Here is a 14,145-nt window from a genome sequence, read left to right on the forward strand (position 1 = left end):
ATGCGCTGGCTCCTGCTCACAGCAGCTCTGTTGATTGGTGGTGGCGTAAGCGCCGCCGATTGGCAGGTGCCCAATCAAGCGGGAGCCATCGCTGATGCGCTAAACCAGGCGGCAGATGGGGATACCCTCCATCTGGCGCCTGGCACCTATTTTGAAAACCTGACCCTCGATCGTCCCGTCACACTGAACGGTCAGGGCCATGCCACCATTGATGGTGGCAATACCGGCAGCACCATCACCGTGACTGGCCCCGGCGTTTTTGTGCAGGGCCTCACCGTTCAAGGCTCTGGCTCAGATCACGGCACCATCGACAGCGGTATCCAACTGACCAAAACCGCCAAAGCGCCAGTGATCCGTGACAATACCCTACTGGGCAACCTCTACGGCATCGACATCCACGGTGCCCGCGACGCGCTGGTCTCTGGCAATACCATCGAGGGTCGCCAGGATCGCCATATGAACAAACGCGGCAATGGCGTCTATGTCTGGAACGCACCGGGCGCAGTGGTAGAGGGCAACGACATTCGTTGGGGCCGCGACGGCATCTTTGTGAATTCCTCCAAGCGCAATTTTTTCCGCGACAACCTGTTCCGCGACCTGCGCTTTGCCGTCCACTACATGTATGCCGACAATTCCGAGGTTTCGGGCAATGTCTCTATCGGCAACCACCTGGGCTATGCGGTGATGTTCTCCACCCGCGTCAAGGTCACCGACAATGTCTCGCTGAATGACCGCGATCACGGCGTCATGCTGAACTACACCAACCGAAGTGTCATTCGCGGCAATTTCGTCAAAAGTGCCAAGAACAAATGCACTTTCCTCTATAATTCCCACAAGAACGATTTCTCCGACAATTGGTTCCAGGGCTGCGGCATCGGCATTCATTTCACCGCTGGCAGCGAGGGCAACCGCATGGTCGGAAATGCCTTTGTCGGCAACCGCCATCAGGTGAAATATGTCGCCTCCAAATGGGTTGAATGGTCCGAAGAGGGCCGCGGCAACTACTGGTCCGACAATGCCGGCTTTGACGTTGATGGCGATGGCATCGGTGATGCGCCCTATCGCCCCAACGACAGCATGGACCACGTGCTCTGGACCCAACCCGCCGCCAAGATGCTGATGGGCTCGCCTGCCGTGCAATTGGTGCGCTGGTCGCAATCAACCTTTCCCGCGCTGCTTCCTGGTGGCGTGATCGACAGCAACCCCCTGATGCGACCGGAGAAACCCGCGGTCGCCAACAAGGTTGAAGACAATGGATAAAACAGACCACAACCCGGTTCTGGTGATTTCTGGCCTCGACAAGTTTCGCGGCAAGACCCAGGTGTTGCACGGGGTTGATCTGAGCGTGAAAGCTGGTGAACGCCTGGCGCTTTTGGGTCACAACGGGGCAGGTAAATCGACACTGATCAAATCGGTTCTGGGCCTTATCCAAGCTGAGGGCGGCAGCATCCGCATCTGTGGTGCCCAGCCCGGCAGTGCGGCGGCGCGCGCCGATACGGCATTCCTGCCCGAAGCCGTGAGCTTTCACCCGGCCCTGACCGGACGGGAACAACTCACCACCTTTGCGCGGCTGATTGGCGAGAAAGCCGACATTCCCGGCCTGCTCAAGCGGGTTGGATTGGGCGAGGCCATGGACCGCCGCATTGGCGCCTATTCCAAGGGCATGCGGCAACGTCTGGGCCTGGCGCAGGTTCTACTGGGCCGCCCCAAACTGGCATTGCTGGATGAGCCCACAAGCGGGCTCGACCCGATCTCGCGGCAGGATCTCTATGCCATCATTGATGAGCTGGCAGGCAATGGCACCGCCGTGCTGATCGCCAGCCATGCGCTGACCGAGGTCGAGGCCCGCACTGACCGCATCGCCATCCTGCGCAAGGGCGTCAAGGTTGCCGATGACACGCTGGCGGATCTCTCGGCCAAAGCAGGCTTGCCGGTAAAACTGCGGGTCAAAGCCCAGGCCTCCGAGGCAGATCACATTGCCCAACAGACCGGCGGGCGCCGCATCAACGGGGCCTCGGTCGAGATCCTCTGCGCACCACAGGACAAGATGGCCGAGCTGCGCCGCATTACAGCTCTGGGGGATGTGGTGGTCGATGTCGACATGGTGCCGCCGCGGCTGGAAGATCTCTACCGCCATTATTCACAAGAGGAGCTGAACTGATGCGTATCCTCGCCATTTTCCGCAGTGAGATGCTGATCCTGCGGCGCAATCGCTGGATCTTTATGGCCACGCTGATCATGTTGGCCTTTGCCCTGGCACTGTCCTTTGCGGGCTCTGCCCCCACCGGCACACTGGGGGTTGATATGCTCACCGTCTCCGTGGCCTCGATGACGACCCTGTCGGTTTATCTTGCCCCCCTTCTGGCCCTGATGATGGGGTTTGACGCCATCTCGGGTGATCGTGACCGGGGCTCGCTGGCGCTGCTGCTGACCTACCCTGCCGGGCGTGGTGAGATTCTGGCCGGCAAATTCCTTGCCCATGTTGTGGCGCTGAGCATTGCCATGGGCATCGGCTTTGGTGCCGCTGGTGCCATTGCCGCCTGGTTTGGGGGTGCAGGCACTGAAAGCCTGATGGCCCTAGCCCGGCTGGTGCTGACTTCGATCCTTCTCGGCGCCGCCTTTTTGGTGCTGGGCTATGCGATCTCCGCTTTTGCGGGTAGCACCACGGCCGCTGCCGGTCTCTCGGCCGGGCTTTGGCTGGTTTTTGTGGTGCTCTTTGATCTGGCCCTGCTTGGCGCCGTGGTGATGGACGGCGACGGCACCTTTACCCAGAGCCTGTTTCCCTGGGTGATGGTCGCCAATCCGGCAGATGCCTTCCGCCTGTGGAACATCGCGGCTTCTGAAAGCGTGGCTTTGACCAGCGGCATGGCCGGAGCCGCCGCCAACCTGCCTGCCTGGGCAGCGCCGCTGTCACTGCTGGCCTGGCCATTGATGGGCTTTGCCCTCGCCCGCGCCGCCTTTCGAAAGGTAGAACCATGACACGCCTTGCCCTGCTGCCGCTGCTTGCAGCCCTCGCCCTGCCGCTGGCCGCCTGCCAGGAAGAAGAGGCCAAACTGCCGCCAGTCCCGGTTGAGCTGACCGAAGTTGCGCTCAGCTACTTTTGCCAGATGAATATCGCCGAACATGGCGGCCCCAAGGGGCAAATCCATCTGGAGGGTTTCCCGGCGCCGCTGTTCTTTGCCCAGGTGCGTGACTTGGTGGCCTATCTCAAAGGTCCCGAACGTGACGCCGATATCACCGCCATCTATGTCAGCGACATGGGCGTGGCCCCCAGCTGGGCCGAACCCGGCACCGACAATTGGATCGCAGCCACGGACGCCTTTTTTGTCATCGACAGCAATGTGGCCGGTGGCATGGGAGCGCCCGAGATCGTGCCCTTTGCCAGTACCGCTGACGCCGAAAAATTTGCTGCACGCTATGGCGGCTTTGTCACCTCTCTTGCGGATATCCCCGCCGAGACCGCTCTGGGTCCGGTGGATCTGGACCAACAACTGGAGACCCCCTCATGACTGCGCGCCTCTCCCGTCGCCGCTTTCTCAGCATTTGTGCCGCAACAGTCGCGGCTGGCCCTGCCATCGCCACCACTCACACAACCGCAAAGTGGCAGGGCCGCGCCATGGGGGCCCCGGCCCATATGGTGATTTCCGGCATGGAGCAGCACAGCGCCGCGCCGCTGTTTGCCCGCGTCGAGGCCGAGCTCTTGCGGTTGGAGAAGATCTTCAGCCTGTTTCATCCCGGCTCGCAGGTGACCCATCTCAATACCAATGGTGAACTTGCCGCCCCGGCGCCCGAGCTGCTGGACGTGCTCAGCCTTTCCGCCAGCCTCAACGGTGCCAGTGACGGGGCCTTTGATCCAACGGTGCAGCCGCTCTGGCAGGCATTGGCACTTGGTCAGGACAGCCAAGCCGCCATCGGCTGGCAGCATGTCCGTTTTAACAGTGCAGAGGTACGCCTGATGCGCCCTGGCATGGCGCTTACACTCAATGGTATCGCGCAGGGCTATATCACCGATCGAATTGCTGATCTGTTGCGCAGTGCGGGTCTAAAGGACGTGCTCTTGGATATGGGGGAAGTGGCGGCCCTGGGCCAGCGCCCAGATGGCACTGACTGGCAGGTCGGCGTTGCTGCACCTGACGGAGATCTGCGTGCAAAACTCACCCTGTCAGATCGCGCCCTGGCGACATCGGCAGCGGCGGGGACCTTGGTTGGCAAGGGGAAAAGCCATATTCTTGATCCAAGGACAGGACATGGTGCAACACAGACGCGCCTGATCTCGGTAAGTGCACCACGGGCCGCATTGGCGGACGGGCTCTCCACCGCTCTCTGCCTCCTGCCTGAAGCGGCAGCGCCTGCTGTCATTGGTCAGTTTGCCGGGGCAAAGCTGGAATACCTCGCCTGACCCAACCTAAGTTTGAGACAAAAACGCCCCACAAACCATCCGGTCTGTGGGGCGTTTTCTTTGGATCATGACGCGACTCGGTCAGGCTAAAACATTGCCTGGCTTTACAAAAGCGCGCGCACCTTCTCCAAGGTTGCCGAGTTCACAGCGACACCTTCGGTTGCGGCACGAGCGCGGGCCTTGGCACGGCCATCGCCGGGCAGACGCCCGCCATCCTGATCGCGGATCGAAGCCACCAGCGTCGAGATACGCTCGGCAAAGCTGCCCGCAGAGGTCGCACCGGGATCAATGGCAATGAAGAACTGGCCAGTTTTGGGTGGACCACCCACAGGGCCAGAGAAAGGGCTGGCCTCAGTCCCGAGGGAGGCACCGGTCATGGCGGAGGCCATCATCTCAACCATCAGTGCAATACCAACACCCTTATAGCCACCCGAAGGCACCATCGAGCCCTTGAGGCCCGCATCGGGGTCGGTGGTTGGGTTGCCATCCACGTCCAGCACCCAGCCCTCGGGCACGGCTTTGCCTTCGCGGGAGTGCTTCATCACTTCGCTTTTCGCGATGGTGCTGGCGGATTGGTCGATCAACACCAGGGCTTCGCCATCCGCGCCGGGCGCCGCGATGGAGATCGGGTTGGTGCCCAGAACAGGCTTGGCCCCACCTGAAGGCGCGATGGAGGCTGGCGCATTGGTGAAACCAAAGCCCAAGAGACCCGCCTGTGCCAGACGCTGAGTATGCACACCCAAGACGCCGCAGTTATAGGAGTTCTTCACCGCCAAAACCGCAACACCCTGCTCGCGTGCCATCGGGATCAGGGTCTCAAACCCCTTGTCGATGGCCGCATGGGCAAAACCGGTGGCCGCATCAACGGCGACAACGCCGGGGCGCGGTTGGCTCAGCACCGGCACGGCCTTGCCGTCTACCTTGCCACAGTCAACGTGGCCGGCATAAATCGGCACATAGGCGAGACCGTGCGAAGCAACACCGTCGGCCTCGGTCATGGCGGTTGCCACGGCCAGGGGACGGGCGCTTTCGGGCGCAGTGCCCGCCGCCACCAGGGCGTCATAGGCGAGGGTTTCGATTTCACCTAGGGTGAGAGTTTCAGTGGCGGACATCTGGAGGTTTCCTCTTCTTACAGTTTTGGAACGAGGGGCGCAGGCTGCGCCCCTGCAGTTCACGTCAATCGTTGTCGCTGAGACCAGCACCGGCCCCCAGCAGACGCGAGCTTTCAGTCGCCGGCGCATAGGTGCGATGGGCAAATTCACCCAGTTTCGCCCAGGCCGCCTCATCCACATCGGCACGCATGACTGGCTCGCTCTGGCCGGTCATCGCCGCAGGGGCCGCACAGCTGAGCTGTGTCGTATGCCTGGTCAGAATGGCATCGCGTTCCCCCTGCACACAGAGGCGCTGACCGTCAGTGGTGAGTTTGACGCCTTCCCAGGAGACGGAAACCGGCACGCCAAGGCGCAGCGCAGCACCGCCCGCAAAAGGCACCACCAGCAAGGGGAATGAGACGTTTTCCATCTCGATCACCTGACCGGCCTCCATGCGGATGGCGCAGTCGCTCATCGCGGCACCAGCAATCAGCGGGCTCATCCGGCCAGCAGGGGCCGACCATCGACCAGTCAGGGTCGCAGGTGAGAAATCCACCGCAGGCAGACGGTCATTCAGCGTCAGCAGGCCTTCCAGCATCTCGGTGCCGGGAAAGCTGAAGGCCGAAAGCCAGCGCGTGCCCTTTGCGGCCTCTTCTGCAAGGCCCCAGGCCAGACCAGCGCCGCGGGCGGCGCGTTTGCTCATGGCTTCGATTTCGTTCAATGAATGGCTCATCACTTTAGCCCTCCTTCGCAACTGACTGGGCATCTGGATAGACCCAGAAATCGCCGTCCCGTGCCGACAGCTCTTCTGGATAGGGCGCGTTTCCATACATGCAGATCCGGACCCAACGGTCCGAACGGGGGTCGAAATGCATCGCCCCAAAGAATGCCAGCTTGCAGCGCAGCATGTCGATTGGCAGCACATCCTCGGAGATCGTGTTGTCACGGATCTCAGCATAAGGCGCGCGATTGGCAATCTGAGCCCGGCGCACCGAGTGGCGGTGCTCGGGGTGGCGCAGCAGGAATTCGGCGACGGGAGTCTCATCTGGCCAATGGGCCAAGGCAGCAAAGAGCTGGGTGGCATCGCGCCCCGGTGCCAATGGCTGCTCATATTCCTCGATCGGCTCTTCAAAGCGTTCACCCAGACGCGGCTCCAGCTTTTCTTCCGAAACATACCAGGCGCGGGCCTTGTTGGCCGCAAGGGTCCAGTCGGTCTTGAGCGCCCAGCCGTAGACATCCTGTAGGACTTCGCGCAGACGCGCGACGGTCATGGCGCCGGCAATACGGAAGGTGGCGGTGTTATCCGCCGACATTTCATCCGCCAGATCATCCACCAGATCGCCATAGGGCTCCAGCATCAGTGAGACCAGCCATTCCTGACCCTCAACGGTCAGCGACTGCGTGCTCCACTGATAGAGACTCTCCCAGGGGGAGCTCTGCGCCAGGCCTTCATCTTCCAGTTTGGCGCTGATCAGATCAACGTCAGCCTGTAGGGCCGCCAGCTTCTCCAGCTGGACCGGGTGTTCGGAATGCCAGTTGGCAACCGATTGTTTGTTGCGGGCAAAGATATCGTTGAAAACAGCGATCTCTTCGGCGCTGGCTGAGGCAACGCCGCGCACACGCTGCAGCGCGGTTTCACGAACCTGGACCCAGTTGCTGAACAGCACCGGGTGATTCAACAGGAACGGCGCCATGCCGAGGCCGGTGGAGTTGCCAATGCCCATGCTGCGCGCCAGATCGGCGTCCAGTTGGGCAGCACTGGCCCCCTGCGCCTTGGCGCGGGTATCTGCCATATACTGTACCAGATCGCGCACGAACCAGCGGGTCAGATAGACCGAAAGCATCTCGACCTGGAACGGCACACGGAATTCAGGACGATCGGCGATCATTTCGCGATCCGCCGCACCCAGTTTGCCAGAACCATAGACGGCAGTGGTGCGCATCAGGTAGCCAACGGCATCGATTTGGGCTGCATCGGGCTGATCCCCAGCCGCAAGCGCGCTCACCACATGTTCCCACAGACGCACAGAGCGGTTGGCGCGCGAAACTGACAACTCAGTGCCATTGACACGGCCCGCTTCCTGTACCGGGATATTATGCGACAGGCGCTCGATATCGGCGGCAGACGGAATACCGTCAAATAGGGTAAAGGTCGCATCCCAAGCATCAGCAATGACCCGGTCCGAGCGTTTTTCGGCTGGCAGATCATGGGCATAGGCAATCAGAGAATAGGCGCGTTCCGGGCCATAGGCGGTGTAAACCGCATGACCAACGCCCTGGTCATTGATCTCAAAGGCGGTTTGTTCAAAACGCCATCCTTCACGTGCCATGCGGCGGGTCAGGATACGCATAAAGGAGAGGCGTGATTGGTGGATGGAACCAAGGCGGGCAAGGCGCATCACCAAATTGGGGTCGCGGCAGGTGACTTCGGTCATACTAGAGAGCCTTTACAATCTGGGTGTTCGCGCGTTTCCATTTCCTGCCGATGCAGGCAACGGATGGGCACCAGTTAGTGCCCACCCGGAATTTTCAAGTCTGACTTCAGCCTTCTTTGCCTTTTGCCAGGGTAATGCGCAGAGCATCCCAAAGCGAGGGCAGCAGGATCAGCGAAACAGGCACTGCGGTCACCACGATGAAGCTTTGCAGCTTGGAGACACCACCGGAACCAACCGAGATCAGGATCACGGCCATGACGCCCATTGCGATACCCCAGAAGACACGTACGGCTGTCGGTGGGTTGTCACCTTCGCTCATGGTCGCGGAAATCACGTAGCTCATCGAATCCCCTGTGGTGGCCACAAAGATGGTGGTCAGGATCAGGAACAGGATGGAGATGATAAAGCCCATGGGCAGGTTGTTGGTGATCGCCAGCAGCGCCGCGGGCAGGTTGAAGCCCTCGAATGCCTTGGAGATGGTGCCGGGCTCGGCCAGTTCCATCGAGATGCCGGTGCCGCCGATGATGGTGAACCAGAAGTTGGTCACGATGGGGGCAATGATCGACAGCATGATGATGATGGAGCGGATCGAACGACCGCGGGACACCCGGGCAATGAACATCGCCATCAGCGGGCCATAGCCCATGAACCAGCCCCAGAAGAACACGGTCCACCAGCTCAACCAGCCAGGCTCGCCAAACACACCGGCATCACCACGGAACAGCGCCATCTGGAAGAAGTTGCCCAGATAAGTGGCAAAGCCCTCAAAGAAGGAGCTGAAGATAAAGCCGGTTGGGCCAGCAAGCAGCACAAACAGCAGCAGTGCAGCGGCCAGGATCACGTTGACCTTGGACAAAAGCTGAATGCCCTTGGACAGGCCGGTCATTGCCGAAATCGTATAGAGCCCAGCCAGACCAGCAATCACCAGCAGCTGGGTGACAAAGACATCGGGAATGCCAAACAGATCATTGAGACCATAGCTCACCTGCAAGCCGAGGAAGCCGATGGGACCCACGGTGCCGGCAACCACAGCGATGATCGAAGACGCATCTGCAATCAAACCGATGGGACCGTTGATCGCCTTGTCGCCAAACACCGGGTACAGCAGGGTACGTGGCGCCAGTGGCAGGCCTTTTTCATAGTGGTAATGCATCAGCATCACGGTGCTGAGCGAGCCCAGGATGGCCCAGGCCAGGAAGCCCCAGTGCATGAAGCTTTGGGCAATCGCCGGATTCACTGCGGCCTCTGTCCCACCTTCGGCACCATAAAGCGGTGGCGAATAAAGGAAGTGGGCAATCGGCTCACCAGCCGCCCAAAACACGCCGCCACCTGCAAGCAGGGTACACATGATCATCGAGCCCCACTGGAACAGGGTGAACTCAGGCGCAGCCAGGCCACCCATGATGGCACGGCCACCGGGCAGAACGCAGAGCACCAGACCAATCAGGAATGTCGCCAGCAGCAGCACCTGCCAATAGAGGCCAAAATAGGTCGCGGCAAAGTTAAAGCCCCAGTCAACCATGGCCGAAAGCCCATCCAGATTGACCAGCGCAGCCACGCAGAACAGGGCAATAAAGCCCCCGGAAATCAGAAAGAGCGGCTTGTTGACCGAGCCTTCCTGTCCCTTGGTTTCGTTAGTTGTATCAGACATAGTTTTCCCTCCCCGGGAAACGGGTCGCGCGTTCCCGTCACTCACATTTGCAGCTACTGATCCGCAGCTGCGTCGAAATTCTCTTTAAAGAAACGGTACCAGTTGCCGCCCATGATCCCGGCAACCTCCGCATCGCTAAGACCTGTTGCCTTTAGGCCTGTCTCGACATTGCCGAAGTCACGGTTGTCCTTGAACCAGCTGGGCATCTCAGGGAAACCGGGGGCGGCGGCAGAGCCTTCGCCATAATCGATTTCCTTGCTCCAGCGGCCAACCCGCATCCATTCAACGATGCTGTCCGGTTGGTCCTGACACAGGTCAGTGCCAATCCCGAGATGCTCAGCGCCATACTTCCCTGCCGTATCGGCGATCATCTGGCAAAAGCTCTCGAGCGTGCAATCGCCCTTGCCTTTGAGGTGATGCGGATAGACCGAAAAGCCCAGCATGCCGCCGTTTTCAGTCACGGCGCGGATGACATCATCCTTCTTGTTACGCAGTGCCGGCGACCAGTCATAAGGGTTTGCATGGGTGATCGCGATGGGACGCTCAGAGATATCCGCCGCCTCGATGGTGGAGCGATCGCCCGAGTGGCTCATGTCGACCACCAGGCCAACACGGTTCATCTCTTTGATGACCTGCTTGCCCATACGGGTGATGCCGCTGTCGTAGGATTCATAGCAGCCTGTCGCCAGCAGCGACTGGTTGTTATAGGTCAGCTGCATGAAGCGGGCGCCCAATGTGTGCAGGATTTCAACCAGACCAATGTCATCTTCCATCGGGCTGGGGTTCTGGAACCCAAAGAACACAGCGGTGCGGCCCGTTGCGCGGGCCACATCGATATCGGAGGCCCACTGCCCCTTCATGATCAGGTCCGGATATTGCTCGAACCAGCGGTTCCACTGCTCGAAGTTCAGAACCGTTTCACGAAAACTCTCGTGGTAGGCGATGGTGACGTGGATCGCATCCACGCCCCCTTCTCGCAGTTGGCGGAAAATCTTTTCCGACCAGTTGGCATATTGCAGACCGTCGATCCGCATCAGACGGGCTTTCCGGCGCTGATGTAGGCTGTCTTGACCGTGGTGTAGAACTCAGCCGCGGTCTTGCCCTGCTCACGCGGGCCATAGGAGCTGTCACCACGACCACCAAAGGGCACGTGATAGTCAGTGCCTGCGGTGGGCAGGTTGACGGTAACAACACCGGTGCGCGCATTGCGGCGGAAATGGGTGGCGCGGGCCAGGTTCTGGGTGACGATGCCGGAGGTCAGGCCAAAGTTGGTGTCATTCACCACGCTCAGGGCTTCCTCGTAGCTGCCAACCTTGATCACGCTGGTCAGCGGCGCAAACATCTCTTCGCGGTTGATGCGCATGTCGTTAGTGGAGTTCAGGAAAACACCGGGGGACATGTAGAAGCCTTCGGTTGGCATCTCGAGACGCTGACCACCACAGGCCAGCTCGGCACCTTCGGATTTGCCCAAGTCCACATAGGCCAGGTTTTCATTGAGCTGCTGTTCGCTCACCACTGGGCCCATCTGGATGCCTGCTTCCAGCGCGTGGCCAACTTTCATTGCCTTTGCGCCGGCAACCAGCTTTTCGACAAAGCTGTCGTGAACGGCGGAGTGGACAACCAGACGCGACGAGGCGGTGCATTTCTGACCGGTGCTGCCAAAGGCGCCACCAAGGGCCAGGGTCACTGCCAGATCGATATCGGCGTCATCCATCACCGCCAGCGCGTTTTTGGAGCCCATTTCCATCTGAACTTTGGTGAAGTTCTGAATTGCTGCTGTTGCAATACCACGACCAACGGGAACCGAACCGGTAAAGGAGATCGCGTCAATCTTGGGGCTTTCCACCAGGCGCTGACCAATGGTGCGACCAGCACCAACCACCAGGCTGAACAGACCCTTAGGGATGTCTTGACGGTCAATGATTTCCGCCAGAGCCACAGCCGACGCCGGGGTCACATTGGCAGGTTTCCAGACAACCGCGTTGCCGTAGCACAGCGCTGGCGCAATCTTCCAGGAGGCGGTCGCAGTGGGGAAGTTCCAGGGGCTGATGATGGCCACGGTGCCGATAGGCTCGCGGCGCACGTCGATTTCAACGCCGTCACGGACGGAATCTGCATTCTCGCCCAGCTGGCGCAGGCATTCAGCAGCGTAGTAGGTAAAGAACTGACCAGCGCGATAAACTTCGCCTTTGCCTTCGGCCAGCGGCTTGCCTTCTTCGCGGCTCAGCAGCGTGCCCAGCTCTTCGGCGCGGGCCATCATTTCGTTGCCGATGGCGTTCAGCACAGCCTGTTTGCGCTCCAGACCATAGGCAGCCCATTCGGCCTGTGCCACGCGGGCCTGATCCAAAGTGGCTTCCAGCTGATCCGCCGATGCCTGTGCATAGATGCCAACCAGGTCCGACAGATCAGACGGGTTGCGGTTCTCGATCTCGCTTTCGCCAGCCAGCCATTCGCCAGCAATCAGGTTCTTGTGAAGTTCGCTCATGAGATAGGTCCCCGTATCAGTCAGCATGCAATTGAGTTCATTGCTTATGGACTCCGAGAGCCGCTTCATTCAAACTCAAACTAGTGAAGCTAATTTCAGGAAAACTGAAATGACGATCAAAATTGAAATGCTCCGTTGCTTTGCCATCGTGGCGCGGCGCGGCAAGTTGAGCGAAGCGGCCCAACAGCTGGGGCGCACCCCTTCTGCCGTCTCGATGATGCTCAAGCAGCTTGAGGGGCATCTGGGCGAACCCCTGTTTGAAACCGACCGCAAGAATAAGCTGAGTGCTCTGGGCGAGTTTGTGCTGGAACAGGCCGAGCATGAATTGCGCCAGTTCGACAACACCATTCAAGCCATCGAAGGATTTGCCAAGGCCCGCCAGGGACAGGTGCGCATCGCGGCTGTGCCCTCCGTCGCAGGCTCCATCCTGCCCCAGGCAATCCTGAGCTATTCCAAAGACTTCCCCGAGGTAAAGATCGAGCTGCGCGATATGGACTCGGCCTCGGTACTGCGTGAATTGGCCCGCGAGAGGGTGGATATCGGCCTTGCCACCGCCAATCTCTCTGGCAGCAATCTGCACCGTCAGGAATTGCTCTCGGATGCCTTTGGGCTGGTCTGTGCCGCCCATCATCCGCTCGCCGCTCTGGCACGTCCGCTCACTTGGGAAGACCTGACGCCGCATCGTTTCATCGCCAATGCGCTGTCGGCCCTGATCCCTGCATCTGCCTCACAGCGGCTGCACGAGCTCTCCCTGCTCAAAGTTCACAATATGACGTCGCTTTTGGCCATGGTTCAGGCCGATCTTGGGGTTACGATTCTGCCGGAAATGACCGCAAAACTGGCCGAATCATCCGGGCTTGTGTTCTGCCCACTGGCCGATGCCAGCGCGCGGCGCCAAATCCATCTGCTGCGCAAAGCAGGTAATCCGGTATCGCCGGCGGCGCGGGAATTGGAACGCCAGATCATCGCCACCGTCGCCGAGTTGCAACCCAGCAAGCAGATCACCACCGCACGGTCGACACCCCGGAAAGAGGAAGCCTAGATGAACGACGCATCCCAAACTCCACGCGCGCCAGCCAAGCCTATCACCCTCGGCTTCCTGATCTTCCCCGGATTTCCCATGGCCTGCCTCACTTCGGCTATTGAGCCACTACGAGCGGCCAATGAAATCTCCGGCGAACAGGCCTTTCGCTGGCAAATTCTGGCAGAGGGCACGGGCCCCATTGCTTCTTCAGCCGGTGTCAGTTTTGCACCTGATATGCGGCTTTCTGAGGCCACAGAGCTGGACCATGTGTTTTTTGTCGCCAGCCCGGACGGCAGCTTTGACGACCCGGCCAAGGCCAATGCAGCGCTCCAGCGACATCTGCGCCGGGGGGGCAAGGTTGGCGCCTTTAGTGGCGGAATTTTTCCTCTGGCACGCAGCGGTGTCATGGCCAAACAGCCCATGTCGGTGCATTGGTGCTACGAGGCTGCCTTTCAGGCTGAGTTCCCGCAGATCGAAATCCTGCAAACGGTCATGAGCGATGAAGGAAGCTGTCAGACAGCCTCTGGTGCGGCGGCAGTGTTTGATCTGATGCTCAACCATATCGAGGCCCGTCTTGGCGCGGCGATAACCACCGAGACCGCCTGTTGGTTTCAGCATCCCTTTGTGCGCGGTGCCTCGGTGCCGCAAAAACTGCCAGCCCTGGGCAATGCCGTCAGCAATGACATGCTGCCCGCCAAGGTCGCTCAGGCCATCGAGATCTTTGCACAGAATATCGAAACGCCGATCCAGATCAGTGTTGTGGCCGAGGCGCTTCATATGTCATCGCGCAGCCTGGAACGCAGCTTTAAGCGGGCAACAGGCCAAAGCCCGCTGAAATACTACCGGCAAATGCGGATGAAAGAGGCGCGGCAATTGGTGCTTTATGGTCAGGAATCGGTGACCAGCATTGGCTATATGGTCGGCTATAGCTCGCCCGCCGCTTTTCAACGTCACTACCGCGAGACCTTTGGCATCAGCCCACATAAGGAACGTCAGGCCAAGACCTCGCTTCGGGTCATCGACGACAGTGTCTTGCCGTCGATGTGAGGCTTTATCGGCG

13 protein-coding genes are annotated in these 14,145 nt (G+C 60.0%); 7 read left to right on the forward strand and 6 right to left on the reverse strand.

The features are described from left to right. From ED661_RS07650 to ED661_RS07670, 5 genes are read left to right on the forward strand one after another with little or no spacing between them, the layout of a single operon-like run. Positions 1 to 1,260, forward strand: coding sequence for a nitrous oxide reductase family maturation protein NosD (locus tag ED661_RS07650; protein ID WP_122073290.1), 1,260 nt, complete (start codon positions 1 to 3; stop codon positions 1,258 to 1,260). Next, entirely contained in the window at positions 1,253 to 2,161 is a 909-nt protein-coding gene (locus ED661_RS07655; protein WP_122073291.1) for an ABC transporter ATP-binding protein, read from the forward strand. The genes ED661_RS07650 and ED661_RS07655 overlap by 8 nt, the downstream gene beginning before the upstream one ends. Continuing rightward, positions 2,161 to 2,979 carry an ABC transporter permease gene (locus ED661_RS07660; protein WP_371412410.1) on the forward strand — a complete coding sequence of 273 codons (819 nt, stop codon included), beginning with the start codon at positions 2,161 to 2,163 and terminating at the stop codon, positions 2,977 to 2,979. The genes ED661_RS07655 and ED661_RS07660 overlap by 1 nt, the downstream gene beginning before the upstream one ends. Further along, positions 2,976 to 3,509 carry a nitrous oxide reductase accessory protein NosL gene (locus tag ED661_RS07665; protein WP_174214165.1) on the forward strand — a complete coding sequence of 178 codons (534 nt, stop codon included), beginning with the start codon at positions 2,976 to 2,978 and terminating at the stop codon, positions 3,507 to 3,509. Before ED661_RS07660 ends, ED661_RS07665 begins: the two co-directional genes overlap by 4 nt. Beyond that, positions 3,506 to 4,399 (forward strand): FAD:protein FMN transferase, encoded by an 894-nt coding sequence (locus ED661_RS07670; protein WP_122073293.1) that lies wholly within the window; start codon positions 3,506 to 3,508, stop codon positions 4,397 to 4,399. Before ED661_RS07665 ends, ED661_RS07670 begins: the two co-directional genes overlap by 4 nt. 104 nt (positions 4,400 to 4,503) lie before the next feature. Here the strand turns inward: ED661_RS07670 and ED661_RS07675 are convergent, their stop codons facing one another. From ED661_RS07675 to ED661_RS07700, 6 genes are all read right to left on the reverse strand, one after another. Then, positions 4,504 to 5,511, reverse strand: a complete 1,008-nt coding sequence (locus tag ED661_RS07675) for an Ldh family oxidoreductase (RefSeq protein WP_122073294.1) — start codon at positions 5,509 to 5,511, stop codon at positions 4,504 to 4,506. A 64-nt stretch (positions 5,512 to 5,575) separates the two neighbouring features. Next, complete coding sequence (locus tag ED661_RS07680; protein WP_122073295.1) at positions 5,576 to 6,223, reverse strand: DUF3726 domain-containing protein; 648 nt, start codon at positions 6,221 to 6,223, stop codon at positions 5,576 to 5,578. Between the two features lie 4 nt (positions 6,224 to 6,227). Continuing rightward, complete coding sequence (locus tag ED661_RS07685; protein WP_122073296.1) at positions 6,228 to 7,925, reverse strand: hypothetical protein; 1,698 nt, start codon at positions 7,923 to 7,925, stop codon at positions 6,228 to 6,230. 106 nt (positions 7,926 to 8,031) lie between these two features. Then, the gene (locus tag ED661_RS07690; protein ID WP_122073297.1) at positions 8,032 to 9,576 is read right to left on the reverse strand and encodes a BCCT family transporter; all 1,545 of its coding nucleotides are present in this window, start codon (positions 9,574 to 9,576) and stop codon (positions 8,032 to 8,034) included. 53 nt (positions 9,577 to 9,629) lie between these two features. After that, positions 9,630 to 10,610 (reverse strand): membrane dipeptidase, encoded by a 981-nt coding sequence (locus ED661_RS07695; RefSeq protein WP_122073298.1) that lies wholly within the window; start codon positions 10,608 to 10,610, stop codon positions 9,630 to 9,632. Next, positions 10,610 to 12,061 carry an aldehyde dehydrogenase family protein gene (locus ED661_RS07700; protein WP_122073379.1) on the reverse strand — a complete coding sequence of 484 codons (1,452 nt, stop codon included), beginning with the start codon at positions 12,059 to 12,061 and terminating at the stop codon, positions 10,610 to 10,612. Before ED661_RS07700 ends, ED661_RS07695 begins: the two co-directional genes overlap by 1 nt. A 109-nt stretch (positions 12,062 to 12,170) precedes the next feature. On the opposite strand from ED661_RS07700, the gene ED661_RS07705 reads away from it, so the two are divergent. Beyond that, positions 12,171 to 13,103 (forward strand): LysR family transcriptional regulator, encoded by a 933-nt coding sequence (locus ED661_RS07705; RefSeq protein ID WP_122073299.1) that lies wholly within the window; start codon positions 12,171 to 12,173, stop codon positions 13,101 to 13,103. Continuing rightward, positions 13,104 to 14,132, forward strand: coding sequence for a GlxA family transcriptional regulator (locus tag ED661_RS07710; RefSeq protein ID WP_122073300.1), 1,029 nt, complete (start codon positions 13,104 to 13,106; stop codon positions 14,130 to 14,132). The last annotated feature ends 13 nt before the right edge of the window (positions 14,133 to 14,145 follow it).

This window comes from Pseudophaeobacter sp. EL27, from assembly GCF_900313025.1.
Lineage (GTDB): Bacteria > Pseudomonadota > Alphaproteobacteria > Rhodobacterales > Rhodobacteraceae > Pseudophaeobacter.